This window comes from Arthrobacter sp. 05L421, from assembly GCF_056397785.1.
This window is the reverse complement of sequence record NZ_JBFTOC010000009.1, coordinates 18,337-32,647: the sequence shown is the minus strand read 5'-3', so window position 1 is coordinate 32,647 and position 14,311 is coordinate 18,337. Positions and strand designations below refer to the sequence as shown.

General features: G+C 67.4%; 13 protein-coding genes. 10 read left to right on the top strand and 3 right to left on the bottom strand.

The genetic code is table 11. The features are described 5' to 3' along the window. Positions 1-6 precede the first annotated feature (6 nt). Together AC1DKQ_RS12260 and AC1DKQ_RS12255 are read left to right on the top strand one after the other, a co-directional pair. Entirely contained in the window at positions 7-579 is a 573-nt protein-coding gene (locus AC1DKQ_RS12260) for a hydrogenase maturation protease (RefSeq protein WP_476884917.1), read from the top strand. Positions 580-606: 27 nt separating this feature from the next. Next, positions 607-864 carry a HypC/HybG/HupF family hydrogenase formation chaperone gene (locus tag AC1DKQ_RS12255; protein ID WP_476919122.1) on the top strand — a complete coding sequence of 86 codons (258 nt, stop codon included), beginning with the start codon at positions 607-609 and terminating at the stop codon, positions 862-864. A gap of 84 nt (positions 865-948) precedes the next feature. Here the strand turns inward: AC1DKQ_RS12255 and AC1DKQ_RS12250 are convergent, their stop codons facing one another. Further along, on the bottom strand, positions 949-1,722 hold the full coding sequence (locus AC1DKQ_RS12250; RefSeq protein WP_476919121.1) for a DUF6390 family protein: 774 nt from the start codon (positions 1,720-1,722) through the stop codon (positions 949-951). 194 nt (positions 1,723-1,916) lie between these two features. Here AC1DKQ_RS12250 and AC1DKQ_RS12245 point away from each other — a divergent pair, with 194 nt between their 5' ends. The 3 genes from AC1DKQ_RS12245 to AC1DKQ_RS12235 are packed head-to-tail and all read left to right on the top strand — an operon-like array spanning position 1,917 to position 4,915. After that, positions 1,917-3,095, top strand: a complete 1,179-nt coding sequence (locus AC1DKQ_RS12245) for an ABC transporter substrate-binding protein (RefSeq protein ID WP_476919120.1) — start codon at positions 1,917-1,919, stop codon at positions 3,093-3,095. Beyond that, positions 3,085-4,161 (top strand): FecCD family ABC transporter permease, encoded by a 1,077-nt coding sequence (locus AC1DKQ_RS12240; protein WP_476919119.1) that lies wholly within the window; start codon positions 3,085-3,087, stop codon positions 4,159-4,161. The genes AC1DKQ_RS12245 and AC1DKQ_RS12240 overlap by 11 nt, the downstream gene beginning before the upstream one ends. Further along, entirely contained in the window at positions 4,154-4,915 is a 762-nt protein-coding gene (locus AC1DKQ_RS12235) for an ABC transporter ATP-binding protein (RefSeq protein ID WP_476884922.1), read from the top strand. The genes AC1DKQ_RS12240 and AC1DKQ_RS12235 overlap by 8 nt, the downstream gene beginning before the upstream one ends. A gap of 131 nt (positions 4,916-5,046) precedes the next feature. Here the strand turns inward: AC1DKQ_RS12235 and AC1DKQ_RS12230 are convergent, their stop codons facing one another. Continuing rightward, entirely contained in the window at positions 5,047-6,405 is a 1,359-nt protein-coding gene (locus AC1DKQ_RS12230) for a cation:dicarboxylate symporter family transporter (RefSeq protein ID WP_476884923.1), read from the bottom strand. A gap of 139 nt (positions 6,406-6,544) precedes the next feature. On the opposite strand from AC1DKQ_RS12230, the gene AC1DKQ_RS12225 reads away from it, so the two are divergent. Both AC1DKQ_RS12225 and AC1DKQ_RS12220 read left to right on the top strand, forming a co-directional pair. Next, entirely contained in the window at positions 6,545-8,251 is a 1,707-nt protein-coding gene (locus AC1DKQ_RS12225; RefSeq protein WP_476919118.1) for a sensor histidine kinase, read from the top strand. Then, positions 8,248-8,967 carry a response regulator gene (locus AC1DKQ_RS12220; protein WP_476884925.1) on the top strand — a complete coding sequence of 240 codons (720 nt, stop codon included), beginning with the start codon at positions 8,248-8,250 and terminating at the stop codon, positions 8,965-8,967. Before AC1DKQ_RS12225 ends, AC1DKQ_RS12220 begins: the two co-directional genes overlap by 4 nt. A 104-nt stretch (positions 8,968-9,071) precedes the next feature. Here AC1DKQ_RS12220 and AC1DKQ_RS12215 read toward each other — a convergent pair whose 3' ends face one another. Continuing rightward, positions 9,072-11,006 (bottom strand): AMP-binding protein, encoded by a 1,935-nt coding sequence (locus AC1DKQ_RS12215; RefSeq protein ID WP_476919176.1) that lies wholly within the window; start codon positions 11,004-11,006, stop codon positions 9,072-9,074. Between the two features lie 198 nt (positions 11,007-11,204). On the opposite strand from AC1DKQ_RS12215, the gene AC1DKQ_RS12210 reads away from it, so the two are divergent. From AC1DKQ_RS12210 to prpB, 3 genes are read left to right on the top strand one after another with little or no spacing between them, the layout of a single operon-like run. Then, positions 11,205-11,861 carry a GntR family transcriptional regulator gene (locus tag AC1DKQ_RS12210; protein ID WP_476884927.1) on the top strand — a complete coding sequence of 219 codons (657 nt, stop codon included), beginning with the start codon at positions 11,205-11,207 and terminating at the stop codon, positions 11,859-11,861. Next, positions 11,854-13,374: an MmgE/PrpD family protein gene (locus AC1DKQ_RS12205; RefSeq protein ID WP_476919117.1), complete on the top strand. Its 1,521-nt coding sequence runs from the start codon at positions 11,854-11,856 to the stop codon at positions 13,372-13,374. Before AC1DKQ_RS12210 ends, AC1DKQ_RS12205 begins: the two co-directional genes overlap by 8 nt. Then, positions 13,374-14,276, top strand: coding sequence for a methylisocitrate lyase (gene prpB / locus AC1DKQ_RS12200; protein ID WP_476884929.1), 903 nt, complete (start codon positions 13,374-13,376; stop codon positions 14,274-14,276). The genes AC1DKQ_RS12205 and prpB overlap by 1 nt, the downstream gene beginning before the upstream one ends. Positions 14,277-14,311: the final 35 nt, after the last annotated feature.

Genomic DNA, 14,311 nt, shown 5'->3' with positions numbered 1-14,311 from the left:
CCCGATGTGAGCGGGGTTCTCGTGGCCGGCGTCGGGAACGTGTTCCTGAGCGACGACGGATTCGGACCGGCCGTCGCCCGCCGCCTGGCGGAGGAGGTGTCCGGCCTGCCCGGCTGGGCGCCAGAGGACGTTCAGGTGCGGGACTACGGGGTCCGCGGGCTGCACCTAGCCTACGATCTCCTGGACGGGGTGGATGCGCTGGTGCTCGTGGATGTGCTTCCGGCCCCGGCGGACGGGAGCACCAGCGCCGGGGCGCTCCGGATCCTGAAGATCCGGGCGGAGGATCTGGAGCCTGGCGGCCCGCTCACGCCAGCCGGCCTGCCGGTCAACCCGGGGTTCGATCCGCATGGCATGGACCCGTTGGCTGTCCTGCGCCGCCTCCGCGTCCTGGGCGGATCGCTGCCCGAGACTTACCTGGTGGGTTGCATCGCGGGGCGCACGGACGACGGCATGGAACTGTCCGAGGAAGTGTCCCGTGCCGTCCCCGCAGCCGTGGAGGCAGTGCGCACCTTGGTCTCGGCCCGCCTATCGTCCGCGGACGCAGCGACTGCGAGCGCGGGCCCAGATGCTGCAGGGTGAGAAGAACAGGCTGAGGAGGATGCGCGGATGTGCTTGGGAATACCGGGCCGGATCATTGAAGTGATCGACGGCTACAACGGGCAACTGGCGCTCGTGGATGTGGCAGGCGTGCAGCGAAAGATCAACATCGGGCTCCTCGACGACGGTCCGTTGGAGGGCGGCACGTGGGTCCTGATCCACATGGGCTTCGCCCTGGAGCGTGTGGACCAGGATGGCGCCGACCGTGCGATGAACGGACTTGAGCTCATGGGTCGAGGCCCGGACCCTACCGACACCGTTCCCTAGCCTTGTTCCCTGCTCAGGTGTCCGGGGCCCACTGTCCCGGGCTCACTGTCCGGGATTCACTGTTCGGATTTCACTGTTCGGATTTCACTGTTCCAGGGCAATCGCGGCGCCGCGGTGCTCCACGCCGGAGTTGGCGATCTTGAGGTGGCGGGCAAAGTAGTGCTGGAGCCGGTGGAGCTGGCCGGGCGTCAGCCGGTCGCATACCCAGTCCCAATGGAGGGACACCATGTCGCCCGCCGTGAGATCGGCGATGAACCCGGTCCCGGCCACGGCGTACCTGGCGGTCTCGACCACTGGCTCGCCGAGCGAGAGCGCTATTCCGTCCCAAACCAGGGGCCTTGAGCGCACCAGGGCGTTGTCCCCTTCGACGGCCACCACTTCGCCCCACCGGATGCGGCACTGGTCAAGGACGTTCAGTGCCGTGGATGAGCGTCGATCATCGCGCAGGAGTCCGAGCCACGGATAGATTTCCAGCACATGGAAGCTGTGGTGCGGCACGCCGCCGGCGATGACCCCTTCCATCAGGTGCGGAAACTGATGGCCGGTCCGTGCGCGGAACCTGTCCTCCATGGAATTGCCGATGCTGCGCACACCCACGGAGTCCAGCAGCGCGTTTCCCACCCAATAGGCCTCCACCACCCCGTAATCAAGCGGGTCCGGGTTGCCTGTGGCACCGGCGATGAGCTCCAGGTACGGCCACGCACCGGCGAACCCCTTGGCAAGTTCGCGCAAGCCCCCGTCGGTCACCCCGGACTGGCCGTAGTGCAAAAGCGCATCGCTGTCAGGCGGTCCGCAACTACCCCGCGAATTCGGCGGATATGCGTACCGGACAAAGAGTTGAGCGCCGTTGACTTGCATCCCGTGGCCTCGTTTCACAGGGGATAAGTGCGAGGCTAGCACCGCCCCCGACCACTAACAATGCCCGAGTTACACGCATTGACACCCCTGCGCATTCGGCAGATGCTGTGAGGGAATGCCGTCCCGGGATCATTGGTGTTGCCGGCGCGGAGCGGATGGCCGCCGCTGTGCGGTCCTTCCCGGGAGGTAGGCCGATGAACATCCCCGAAGCCAACCGACGATCAGTACTGGCAGCGGCCCTCTACGGCGGAGGGGCGCTGTTCTTGGCATCCTGTGCCCCGGGAAGCGCGTCGCCACAGTCGCCATCGGCAGGTACGGCAGAGTCTGGCACGGCACCACCGAATTCCGCCTCCGGTTCGGCCGGGATCCAGGTGACGGACCAGCGCGGGACCGTGCTGAGTTTCGACCGCCCGGTCACCCGCGTCGTGACCATCCCCATGCCGGCCGCCTCTCTACTGGTCGCCGTCGACCAGGGCGCAAGCCATCTCGCCGGGATGCACAACGCCTCCTGGGCCGCCATGCGCGACGGCATCATGGGCACCATGTACCCGGAGGCCCTGAATATCCCGCACGACATCGCCACGACCGATTTCACGCCCAATGTCGAGAGCATCCGGGCTCTGAACCCCGACGTCGTGGTCCAGTGGAGCGATGCGCAACTGACAGCCCCGCTGGAACAGGCAGGAATGAAAGTCCTGGGAATCACCAACTCCGGGACGCAGCAGGACGTGGACACCTGGACCTCGCTCTTCGCAACGATGCTGGGACAGCCGGACCGCGCTGTGCAGATGAAGGCGCGCAGTGACGAGCACCAGAAGTCCATTCAGGCCGAGGCCGCCTCGCGCGCCACCGGCGGCCCGGGCATCATCTACTTCAACAGGTTCAGTGGCGGGCTCAAGGTCGCCGGAAACGGCAGCTACAACGACTTCTACATCAAGCTCGTCGGCGCACACAATCCGGCAACCGGCCCGCAGGGGCTCCAGGGCAAGGGCATGGTGGGCGTGGACGTCGAACAGGTCCTGGCCTGGAATCCGGAGGTCATTCTCCTCGGGAACTTCGACGACGCAATGCCCGGGGACCTCTACGGCAACCCGGTGTGGCAAAGCGTGTCCGCCGTGCGTTCGAAGCGTGTCTACAAGGTCCCGCTGGGCGGATACCGCTGGGATCCCCCCAGCCAGGAATCGCCGCTCATGTGGCGTTGGCTCAGCGACATCAGTTTCCCCTCCGGCAACCGGTCCGCGCTGCGGGACGAGACGAGCGACTACTTCGATTTCCTGTACCGCCACCGGCCGTCAGCGCCGGAAATGGACAAGATCCTGTGGACTGACGTCAATGGCGCCTCGGCCAACTACCGGCAGTTCGATGCTTCGTGAGGCCCAGCCTCTGACCACGCGATACCTTAGCGGCCGCCGCGGACCAGGGCTGCGCCAGGTTCTCGGGCCATGCCTGCTCTCCCTGGCCGTCCTGGCCGCCGTGTCGGCCCTTGCACTCGCCAGCGGCCGGTACAACGTGTCCCTCCCCCATGTCGCGGAAATCCTGGCCTCCCGGGTATTTCCAATCGGATCAACCCTGCCCGCGGCTGAGGAAAACGTGGTGCTGCTGGTCAGGTTGCCCAGGGTCCTGCTGGCCCTGCTGGTCGGTGGTGGCCTCGCCATCGGCGGGGCCGCGCTGCAGGCTGTGTTCCGCAACCCCCTGGTCAGCCCTGAGGTCATCGGCGTTTCATCCGGGGCCTCCTTCGGGGGCGCCCTGGCCCTGTTGCTGGGCCTGGGTCCGCTGGCCCTCGTGGGCGGATCGTTCGGCTTCGGGCTGCTGGCACTGGCCATCGTCTTCCTCATCACCTCCGGCCGGGGCGGGGCCCACATCCTCATGGTCGTCCTCGGGGGTATCGTCACGGCGTCGTTCTTCTCCGCTTTGGTGGCCCTGGTGACGTATCTGGCGGACCCGTTCACCACCCTTCCCGCGATCGTCTTCTGGCTGCTTGGCAGCGTCTCCACCGCTACGTGGGGGAAGGTGCTCGTGGCCCTCATTCCGATCGCCGCCGGCGGCGTCGTCCTGCTGGCGCTGAGGTGGCGGGTCAACGTCCTCTCGCTCGGCGACGACGACGCCACGGCCCTGGGGCTCCGGCCGCGGCCGCTGCGCTGGACGGTCCTCTCCGCCGTGGCCCTCATGGTGGCCGGGGCCGTGGCCGTCAGCGGGGTCATCAGTTGGGTGGGGCTTGTCATCCCGCACCTGGCGCGCATGTGGGTGGGCCCGGACCACCGGGTCCTGCTGCCGGTCTCATTCCTGCTCGGCGGGGCGTACCTCGTCGCCATCGACACCATCGCGCGCACCGCCACGGCCGGCGAAATCCCGCTGGGCGTCCTCACCGCGCTGATCGGGGCACCAGTCTTCTTCGTGCTGTTGCGCCGGAACCGGGAGAGGATCTGGGACGGTGCTTGAGCTGCGCGGGGCCGGGTTTGGCTACTCACCGCAGAACTGGGTGTTCAAGGATCTGAGCTTCTCGGTGCCGCCGGGCACCGTGACTGCGGTTCTGGGACCAAACGGCAGCGGCAAAACGACACTGGTGCGCTGCGCGGCCGGCCTGCTGGCAGTACAGGAGGGGGCGGTGCGCAGGTCCGAGACGGCCGGCTACGTTCCGCAGGCCCGCGGCAGCACGTTCGGCTACCCGGCCCTGGACATGGTGGTCATGGGCCGTGCCCGCCACATCGGCGTCTTCCGCTCCCCCGGCACCCGGGACCGGGCTGCCGCGCTCCAGGCCATGGACCGGGTGGGGATCGCGGCCCTGGCCGACCGGCTGTTTCCCACCCTGAGCGGGGGCGAGCAGCAGCTGGTCCTCATCGCACGGGCCGTCGCGGGCGGTTCGCGGCTCCTTGTCCTGGACGAGCCGTCCACCGGGCTGGACCTGAAAAACCAGGTCCGGGTGCTCCAACTCCTGAGGGAACTCGTGCGGACCGGGATGTCGCTGCTGGTGAGCACCCATCACCCGGACCACGCCCTGTTCCTCGCAGACTCGGTGGTCCTCATGGGCGCCGAGGGTGTGGTGACTGGTCCTGCCGGGCCGCTCCTCGCCGATGCGCAACTCTCGGCGTTGTACGGCGTCCGCGTCAGCACCCTGAACTACGACGACGCCGGGACGCCCCGCCGGACGGTGGTCACCCCCTTCGGCACAGATTTCGGCGCGGACGGGGGCTGATTCGAACGCCGAAGCGCCCGGCAGCTGAGCTGCCGGGCGCTTCGGGCGTCATCTAGCGGTGGTGTGTCCGCTCAACTTGGGCCGTTGTTGAACGACGGCCATTGTTGAACGACGGGGTTCAGAGACAGGGTTCAGGCGTGCGCCAGGACCGGCTGTGCCGGTTCTTCGACGGTGTCCTGTACACCGCTGTGGCCGGCGAGCATGGTCTCTTCGTCAAACGGTTCGGCACCGGCGAGGACACGGTCCACGCGTTCGCCGTCGATCTCCTTGACCCAGGTGCCGATCAGCACCGTGGCGACGGCGTTGCCGGTGAAGTTGGTCAGTGCACGAGCCTCGGACATGAAGCGGTCGATGCCGACGATCATGCCCACGCCGCCAAGCAGCTGAGGGGCATGCGCCTGGAGTCCGGCGGCCAGCGTGGCCAGGCCGGCGCCGGTGACGCCGGCGGCACCCTTGGAGGCGATGATCATGAAGACCAGCAGGGAAACCTGGGCGCCCAGGTCCAAGGGCGTACCCATGGCGTTGGCGACGAACAGCGCGGCCATGGTCAGGTAGATGGCGGTGCCGTCCAGGTTGAAGGAGTAGCCGGTGGGGACGGTCACGCCGACCACCGGCTTGGACACGCCGAGGTGTTCCATCTTCGCGATCAGGCGGGGCAGTGCGGCCTCGGAGGAGGACGTGGAGAAGATCAGCAGGTATTCGCGGCCGAGGTACTTCATGAGCTTGAAGATGCTGACTCCGGTGACCACCTTGAGCAGGCCGCCGAGGATCACGACGATGAACAGGGCGCAGGTGATGTAGAAGGCGCCCATCAGGGTGGCCATGCTGATGATGGCCTGGAAGCCGGTGGCACCGACGACGGCGGCGATCGCACCGAAGGCTCCGACGGGGGCCAGCCACATGATCATGATGAGGATGCGGAATACCAGGGCCTGCCCGTAGCCCACGGCCTTGAGGATTGGGGCTCCCTGCGGGCCCATCTTCTGCAGGGCGAAGCCGACCAGGATCGCGGCGAGGAGCGTCGGCAGCACGGGAATGTCGCCCGGGATGATGCCGAGCAGGAAGTCAACGGTGCTGTCGACCGCCGCCTTCTTGTTCGGATCGTAGGGCGCGAGGTTCAGGCCCTCACCCGGGTGGATCAGGTTGCCCACTACGAGGCCGATCGCCAGGGCAAAGGTAGACATGACCATGAAGTAGACGAGGGCCAGTCCGCCGACCTTGCCAACCGTGGCGGCCTTGGCAATGGAGCCGATGCCCAACACGATCGTGCAGAAAATCACGGGGCCGATCATCATCTTGATGAGTTTGATGAAGCCGTCGCCCAGCGGCTTCAGGGATTTGCCGACCTCGGGAAAGAGCAGGCCGACAACGGCGCCTGCAACCACGGCGACGATGACTGCAATGTAGAGGTAGTGGGACTTGTCCAGTCCCTTGCGCTTCTTGGCCGTCGTTGCGGCCGGTGCTGCCGACTCTCCTCGTTGAGAGGCCATGGTGTTTCTCCTTGGATAGGCTGGACTTTCGTGAGGCCCACTCTGTGGTCCGCTCGGTCCGTTCTTGCGTGTACCCCCATCATTGATGACAAGGTGACGCGCATCACCCTTGCGTTCATATTGGTCATGGAAGGTGTTGATGATCCACCGCTGGAGCATCGCCCGCAGGCTGTTTGCGGCCAATCTGCTGTTCATCGTGGCGTTGACGGCCATCGTGGGCACGGCCACGTTCGTCGATGCACGCGATCAGGCCTATGACGAGGCCGGACGCCGGATGGCAGGCATTGCCACCACGGTGGCCGACGCGCCCTTCGTCCTGCAGGCGGCGAGCGCCGCCGACCCGTCAGCCCTGCTCCAGCCGTATGCCCTGAAGGTCATGAACGATGCCGGCCCGGATTTCGTCACGATCATGGCCCCGGACCGGACGCGGTGGACCCATCCGCGCAATGAGGAACTGGGCAAGCCATACATCGGTTCCATCGACGCAGCCCTCAACGGCCAGGTTTTTACGGAGGTCACGACCGGAACCCTCGGCCCGTCTGTGCGCACCATCGCCCCGGTCAAAGATGCGGAAGGGAAGGTGCGGGCACTCGTGGCCGCGGGCGTGACGGTCCGGACGGTAGATGTGGCGGTCTCCGGCAGGCTGCCGGCGGTGCTGGCCATCGCCCTGGCGCTGCTGGCAGGTGGTTCGCTGGCATCCTGGCTGCTGGGGCGGTATCTGCGCCGGGTGACCCGCGGCTGGGGACCCGAACAGCTCGGCCAGCTCTTCGCGTACTACGAATCAGTGCTGCATTCGGTGCGTGAGGGCGTGATCCTCATCGACCCGCAGGGCAAAGTGGTCATGTACAACGACCAGGCCGCCGACCTGCTGGGGTTGCCGAAGCAGTCAGCCGACGGCGCTGCCGCTGCCGGGACGGATGCTGCCAGTACGGCCGCCGGCGCAGGACGCGGGCGCCAGACCGCGCCATCCCTCGCGGACTTGCCGCTGGCACCCAGCCTGAAGGAACTCTTTGAATCCGGACGGACGGCGCTCGACGAGATCCATCTGACCGGCTCCCGGGTCCTGGTGGTTAACCAGGGCCCTGCGGTGGGCCCTGCATCCGCCACAGGCCGCCAGCGGGGAGCGGCTTCCGGTGCCCACGTGTACGGAACTGTCGCCACTATCCGCGACCGCACCGAAATCGAATCCCTCGGCAGCGAAGTCGAAACCATGCGCACGCTCTCGGACGCCCTTCGGGCCCAGACCCACGAGCACGCCAACCGCCTCCACACGATCGTCTCGCTCATGGAACTGGGCCGGGCGCCCGAGGCGCTGGACTTCGCCACGAAGGACATGGAACTGAGCCAGCGGCTGACGGACGACCTCGTAAGTTCCATCGAGGAACCCGTGCTCGGTGCGCTGATTATGGGCAAGGCAGCCGAGGCGCACGAACGCGGCGTCGAACTGACCTTGAACACGTCGGGTTCGACGGCGGTGACCGGACTTGCCGTGCAGGACCTCGTGGCCATCCTCGGGAACCTGCTGGACAACGCGATCGACGCCGCGGCCGAGGCCCCGGCGCCCCGGCTCGTGGAGCTGACCGTCGAGACCACCGGGACCGCCCTCGAGATCACCGTGGAAGACAGCGGCCCCGGCATCGACCCCGCGGCCGTGGACGACGTCTTCCGTCACGGCTTCAGCACCAAGGCGCCGGGGCCTTTCGGGCGCGGCCTTGGGCTGGCCTTGGTCCGCCAGGCCGTGCAGCGGCTGGGCGGTACCATGACAATCACCAGCCCGGCCGGGGCGCTGTTCCGCGTCACGCTGCCGACCACAACACCGCCGGTCACAAAAGAGGGACAGCCATGAGCGACATCCGGGTGCTCGTCGTCGAAGACGAGCCCATCGCCGCTGCGGCGCACGCCGCCTACATCGAAAGGCTGGACGGTTTCACCCTGGCGGGTTCCGCGCCGGACGGGCAGTCCGCCCTTCGCCTGCTCACGGACTTCGCGGCGGCGGGCAACCCGGTGGAGCTGGTGCTGCTGGATATGAATCTCCCGGACCTGCACGGGCTGGACATCGCACGCCGGATGCGGGCGGCCGGGCTCTTCGCGGACATCATCGCCATCACCGCCGTGCGGGAACTGAACATCGTCCGCAGTGCAGTGGCCACCGGTGTGGTCCAGTACCTGATCAAGCCGTTCACCTACGCAACGTTTGCAGACAAACTCGCCAGCTACCGGCAGTTCCGCGAGCAACTGGCTTCGCCGGTGACCGGCGTCGCAGGATCCCGGGCGTCCCAAAGTGATGTGGACCAGGCCTTCGCCAGCCTGCGCGCCCCCTCCGAAGTGTCGCTGCCCAAGGGCCTGGCCGTATCCACGCTGGAATCCGTCCAGGACTACATCAAGGACCAGGACGGGGCGGTCTCCGCCAGCGAGGTCATGGAGGCGCTCGGCATGTCCCGGGTTACCGCCCGGCGCTACCTCGAATACCTCGCCGACGCCGGAACGGTTTCCCGGGCCGCCCGCTACGGTGCCCCCGGCCGGCCGGAGAACGAATACCGCTGGACTCGGCCGCGGCCCTAACAGTACATCTAGGGCCGCGCCGCCGTGGTTCCAGTCATTGAAACGACACTTGGCGGCAATGATTCCCGGAAACATTGCCGCCAAGTGTCGTCTCGACGAGGGACTCACTCCGGATTGGCGGGGCGCAAGGTTTCGAGCAGCCGGTCGATCACGCCGGCGTCCTCGATCGTGGACGGCACGACGTAGGTCTCGCCGTCGGCGATCTGCCGCATGGTCTTTCGCAGGATCTTTCCGGACCGGGTCTTGGGCAAGGCCTCCACCACGGTGACGTGCTTGAAGTCCGCCACGGCCCCGATGTCCCGCCGGACCAGGGCAATCAGGTCCTTGGCCAAAACGTCCTCGGGTATGTCCACCCCGGATTTGAGGACCACGTAGCCGCTGGGATGCTGGCCCTTGAGGGGATCGGAGAGGCCGATCACCGCGCATTCGGCGACCGCCGGGTGTTGGCCGATCACCTGTTCCATGGCGCCGGTGGAGAGCCGGTGTCCGGCGACGTTGATGATGTCGTCGGTTCGGCCCATGACAAAGACATAGCCGTCCCCGTCCCGGTAGCCGGAGTCGCCGGTGGCGTAGTAGCCCTCGAACGCCTGCAGGTAGGAGGAGATGTAGCGTTCGTCGTTGCGCCACAGCGTGGTCAGAGTGCCGGGCGGCAGGGGCAGGCCCAGGACGATGTTGCCTTCCGTGCCGGCCTCGACGTCGCCGCCCGCGCCGTCGACGATGTTGAGCCGGAAGCCGGGCATCGGGACGCTCGGCGAGCCAGCCTTGATCGGCAGCCCGTCGAGGCCGCGGGGGTTGGCGCAGATGGCCCAGCCCGTCTCCGTCTGCCACCAGTGATCGACCACCGGAACGCCGAGGACCCGGGAGGCCCAGTGGAAGGTGTCGGTGTCCAGCCGCTCGCCGGCCGCGAACAGGGTCCGCAGGCTGGAAATGTCGTAGTTGTCCACGAGCTGGCCCTCGGGGTCGGCTTTCCGGATGGCACGCAGTGCCGTGGGCGCGGTGAACAGCACATTGACCTTGTGGTCCTGGATGACCCGCCAGAACGCGCCGGCGTCGGGCGTCCCCACCGGCTTGCCTTCGTACAGCACCGTGGTGGCGCCGGCAAGCAGCGGCCCGTACACGATGTAGGAGTGACCCACCACCCAGCCGACGTCCGAGGCGGTCCACATGACGTCCCCGGGGCCGACGTCGTAGATGTTTTCCATGGTCCACTTCAGGGCCACGGCATGGCCGCCGTTGTCCCGCACCACGCCCTTCGGCGCCCCGGTGGTGCCGGAGGTGTAGAGGATGTACAGCGGATCTGTGGCCGCCACAGCCACCGGCGCGGCAGGCTCGGCGTTGGCCATCTCGGCGTCCCAGTCGAGCCAGCCGGACTGTTCGGCCGCCGTAGAGGCCGCCATCGAGGCCGCCATCGAGGCCGCAGTGGAGGCGAAGCCTTCCCTGGCCTTGACCAGCACCGGAGTGTCCGTGGCGCCGGCGATGCCCAGGGCCTCGGCAACGGCGGGCAGGTATTCAATCCGCCGCGAGGGCTCGATGCCACCGGACGCCGTGACCACCGCGGCGGGTGCGGCGTCGCGGATGCGGGCGGCGAGCTCCTTGGGGGCGAACCCGCCAAAGACCACCGAGTGCACGGCGCCGAGCCGTGCGGTGGCCAGCATCGCGATCACGGCCTCGGGGATCATCGGCATGTAGATCACCACGCGGTCGCCCTTACCAACACCGCTGCGGCGCAGGACTCCGGCGAACCGGGCCACGAGGTCCGTCAGTTCCGCATACGTGTAGCTCTGCTGCGTGCCCAACATCGCCGAGTCGTAGACCAGGGCGTCCTGCGCGCCCCTGCCCTGGGCGACGTGGCGATCGAGGGCGTTATAGGACGTGTTCAGGACACCGTCGGGAAACCAGTCGTAGAGCGGTGCCCGGCTGGGATCGAGGGCCTGCCTCGGTGGCGTCTGCCAGGAGATCCCGTCCGCGGCCTCCAGCCAGAACTCTGCGGGATGATCCAGGCTCCGTTCGTAGGCGGCCTGGTAGCTCTTGGTGACCATGACGTACATCCTGTCCACGACGTTGTGATGCAACCGATGATAGACAGGGTAAACCGGAGCGGTCCGGCGTTACAAGAGTTTCTGTATACACAGCTCATCTTTTTCACCGCCGGTGGCCTGATTTGCTGGGCAAATCAGCCACGCGTGTATACACTGTTGATGTTCCACCGTTACAGAGCCGTCACCGAAGGGGGCAGGATGCGCGCCAGCGACAAGGCCTACGCGGCCCTCCGCGACGACATCATCGAATGGCGTCTCCTGCCCGGGACCGTGCTCGCGGAAGTCGAACAGTCGGAGCGCCTCGGCATTTCCCGCACCCCGCTGCGGGAGGCCCTGAGCCGGCTTACAGCCGAAGGCCTGACGACGACGGGCGGCCGCGGCGTCGTCGTGACCGACATTTCGCTGGACGACATCGACGAACTGTTCGAACTGCGCGAGACCCTCGAAGGCAGGGCCGCCGCCCTGGCCGCCGAGCGCGGAGACCCCGCGACGTTCGAACAGCTCCGGCGCGAGCTGCTCCAGGCCCCGGAGCTGATCGGTGGCCGGGATCCGGCCCTGCACGACTACTACGCGCTGGTCGGACGGCTGGATACGGCCATTGACGCCGCGATCTCCAACGCCTACCTCGTCCAGGCGATGCGAAGCCTCCGCGTCCACCTCGTGCGCGTCCGGCGCCTGGCCGCGGACGACGCCGCCCGGCTCACCGCCGCCGCCGCCGAGCACGCCGCCATCGCCGAGGCGATCGCCGCCGGTAACCCGCGGCTGGCCGAGGCCGCCACCACGCTTCACCTGCACCGCAGCCTTTCGCACGTCAAAGCCACCCATACACCTCAGCAAAGGGAGCACCATGGTTAAGGAACACCACGTCCGCGTTTACAAGAGCGAGGAAAACCTGGGCCGCGAGGACCAGCTCGCCTACAAGATCGCCAAGGTGGCCGCGGATCCCGTGGAGGTCACCGATGAGGTCACCGACATGGTGATCAACCGGATCATCGACAACGCCTCGGTGGCCATCGCGTCGCTGAACCGGGCCCCGATCGTCGCGGCCCGGGCCCAGGCCCTCACCCACGGCCCCAGCACCGGCGGCAAGGGCTCCAAGGTCTTCGGCATCGAGGAACGCGTCTCCCCCGAATGGGCCGCCTGGGCCAACGGCGTCGCGGTCCGCGAACTCGACTACCACGACACCTTCCTGGCCGCGGATTACTCGCACCCCGGCGACAACATCCCCCCGATCCTGGCCGTCGGCCAGCACGCCGGTTCCAGCGGCCAGGACCTGATCCGCGGCATCGCCACCGGCTACGAGATCCAGGTCAACCTGGTCAAGGCCATCTGCCTGCACAAGCACAAGATTGACCACGTGGCGCACCTCGGCCCGTCCGCCGCCGCCGGCATCGGCACCTTGTTGGGACTCGACGTCGAGACCATCTTCCAGTCCGTCGGCCAGGGGCTGCACACCACCACCGCCACCCGGCAGTCCCGCAAGGGCGAAATCTCCACCTGGAAGGCCCACGCCCCCGCGTTCGCCGGCAAAATGGCCGTCGAATCCGCGGACCGTGCCATGCGCGGCCAGACCTCCCCGGTGCCGATCTACGAGGGCGAAGACGGCGTGATCGCCTGGATGCTGGACGGCCCGGACGCCTCCTACACCGTGCCGCTGCCCGAGGCAGGCGAGGCCAAGCGGGCCATCATGGACACGTACACCAAGGAACACTCGGCCGAATACCAGGCCCAGGCGTGGATCGACCTCGCCCGCAAGCTCAACGGCGAACACCCCGAAGTCACGGACCCGGCCAACGTCGATTCCGTGCTGATCAAGACCAGCCACCACACGCACTACGTGATCGGCTCCGGCGCCAACGACCCGCAGAAGTACGATCCCACGGCCAGCCGCGAGACGCTGGACCACTCGATCCCGTACATTTTCACCGTCGCCCTGCAGGACGGTCGCTGGCACCACGTGGACTCCTACGCCCCGGAACGCGCCGCCCGCCCCGACACCGTGGAACTCTGGCACAAGGTCAGCACGGTCGAGGACCCGGAATGGACCCGGCGCTACCACTCCCTGGACATTGCCGAGAAGGCCTTCGGCGGCACTGTGGAGATCACGCTCACGGACGGCACCGTCATCACCGATGAGATCGCCGTCGCCGACGCCCACCCGCTGGGCGCCCGGCCGTTCGCGCGGGAGCAGTACGTGAACAAGTTCCGCACCCTCGCCGCCGGCCTGGTGGCCGACGAGGAGATCGAGCGCTTCCTCGCCGCTGCCGCCCGGCTCCCCAAGCTCGCCGCCGGCGAGCTGGACCAGCTGAATATCCAGGCGGCCGACGGCGTGATCGACCTCGCCGCGGCCCCGAAGGGACTCTTCTAATGTTGTATTCGAAGGTCACGCCGGAGCAGAAGCGGATCCGGTTCCGCGAACTCCTCGCCTCTGGCACGATTCAGCAGTTCCCCGGCGCGTTCAACCCGCTCTCGGCGCGGCTGATCGAGGAGAAGGGCTTCGCCGGGGTGTACATTTCCGGTGCAGTCCTCGCCAACGACCTCGGCCTGCCGGACATCGGCCTGACCACCCTCACCGAGGTGGCCACCCGCGCCGGGCAGATCGCCCGGATGACCGACCTGCCGGCAATCGTCGACGCCGATACCGGCTTCGGCGAGCCCATGAACGTGGCCCGTTCGGTCCAGGAGCTCGAGAACGCTGGCCTGGCCGGCTGCCACATCGAGGACCAGTTCAATCCCAAGCGCTGCGGCCACCTCGACGGCAAGAACGTGGTGGACCTGGACACCGCCACCAAGCGGATCCGGGCCGCGGCCGACGCCCGGCGCGACCCGAACTTCCTGATCATGGCCCGGACCGACATCCGCGCCACAGACGGCCTGCAGGCCACGCAGGAGCGCGCCCGGGCCCTCGTCGAGGCCGGTGCGGACGCGATTTTCCCCGAGGCGATGAAGGACCTGAGCGAGTTCCAGGCCATCCGCGACGCCGTCGACGTCCCCATTCTGGCCAACATGACCGAATTCGGCCAGAGTGCCCTGTTCACCGTGGAGGAATTGGCCGGCGTCGGCGTCAATATGGTGATCTATCCGGTGACGCTGCTCCGTAGTGCCATGGGCGCTGCGGAGCGTACTCTGGAATCGATTAAGGCCGACGGAACCCAGGAGGCACAGGTTGGGAGCATGCTGACCCGTGCGCGTTTGTACGATCTTGTTGATTATGAGGCTTACAACCGTTTCGACACCGGGGTGTTCAATTTCCAGATCCCCGGTAAGTAAGCCCACACAGAACCACCGGCTCGTGCCGGTACAGG

What these genes read in the sequence shown, in the direction of transcription:
- AC1DKQ_RS12240 (WP_476919119.1), top strand. Translation starts at nt 3,085, where the DNA reads ATGCTTCGTGAGGCCCAGCCTCTGACCACGCGATACCTTAGCGGCCGC.
- AC1DKQ_RS12230 (WP_476884923.1), bottom strand. Translation starts at nt 6,405, where the DNA reads ATGGCCTCTCAACGAGGAGAGTCGGCAGCACCGGCCGCAACGACGGCC.
- AC1DKQ_RS12205 (WP_476919117.1), top strand. Translation starts at nt 11,854, where the DNA reads ATGGTTAAGGAACACCACGTCCGCGTTTACAAGAGCGAGGAAAACCTG.
- AC1DKQ_RS12245 (WP_476919120.1), top strand. Translation starts at nt 1,917, where the DNA reads ATGAACATCCCCGAAGCCAACCGACGATCAGTACTGGCAGCGGCCCTC.
- AC1DKQ_RS12255 (WP_476919122.1), top strand. Translation starts at nt 607, where the DNA reads ATGTGCTTGGGAATACCGGGCCGGATCATTGAAGTGATCGACGGCTAC.
- AC1DKQ_RS12220 (WP_476884925.1), top strand. Translation starts at nt 8,248, where the DNA reads ATGAGCGACATCCGGGTGCTCGTCGTCGAAGACGAGCCCATCGCCGCT.
- AC1DKQ_RS12210 (WP_476884927.1), top strand. Translation starts at nt 11,205, where the DNA reads ATGCGCGCCAGCGACAAGGCCTACGCGGCCCTCCGCGACGACATCATC.
- AC1DKQ_RS12215 (WP_476919176.1), bottom strand. Translation starts at nt 11,006, where the DNA reads ATGGTCACCAAGAGCTACCAGGCCGCCTACGAACGGAGCCTGGATCAT.
- AC1DKQ_RS12225 (WP_476919118.1), top strand. Translation starts at nt 6,545, where the DNA reads ATGATCCACCGCTGGAGCATCGCCCGCAGGCTGTTTGCGGCCAATCTG.
- prpB (WP_476884929.1), top strand. Translation starts at nt 13,374, where the DNA reads ATGTTGTATTCGAAGGTCACGCCGGAGCAGAAGCGGATCCGGTTCCGC.
- AC1DKQ_RS12250 (WP_476919121.1), bottom strand. Translation starts at nt 1,722, where the DNA reads ATGCAAGTCAACGGCGCTCAACTCTTTGTCCGGTACGCATATCCGCCG.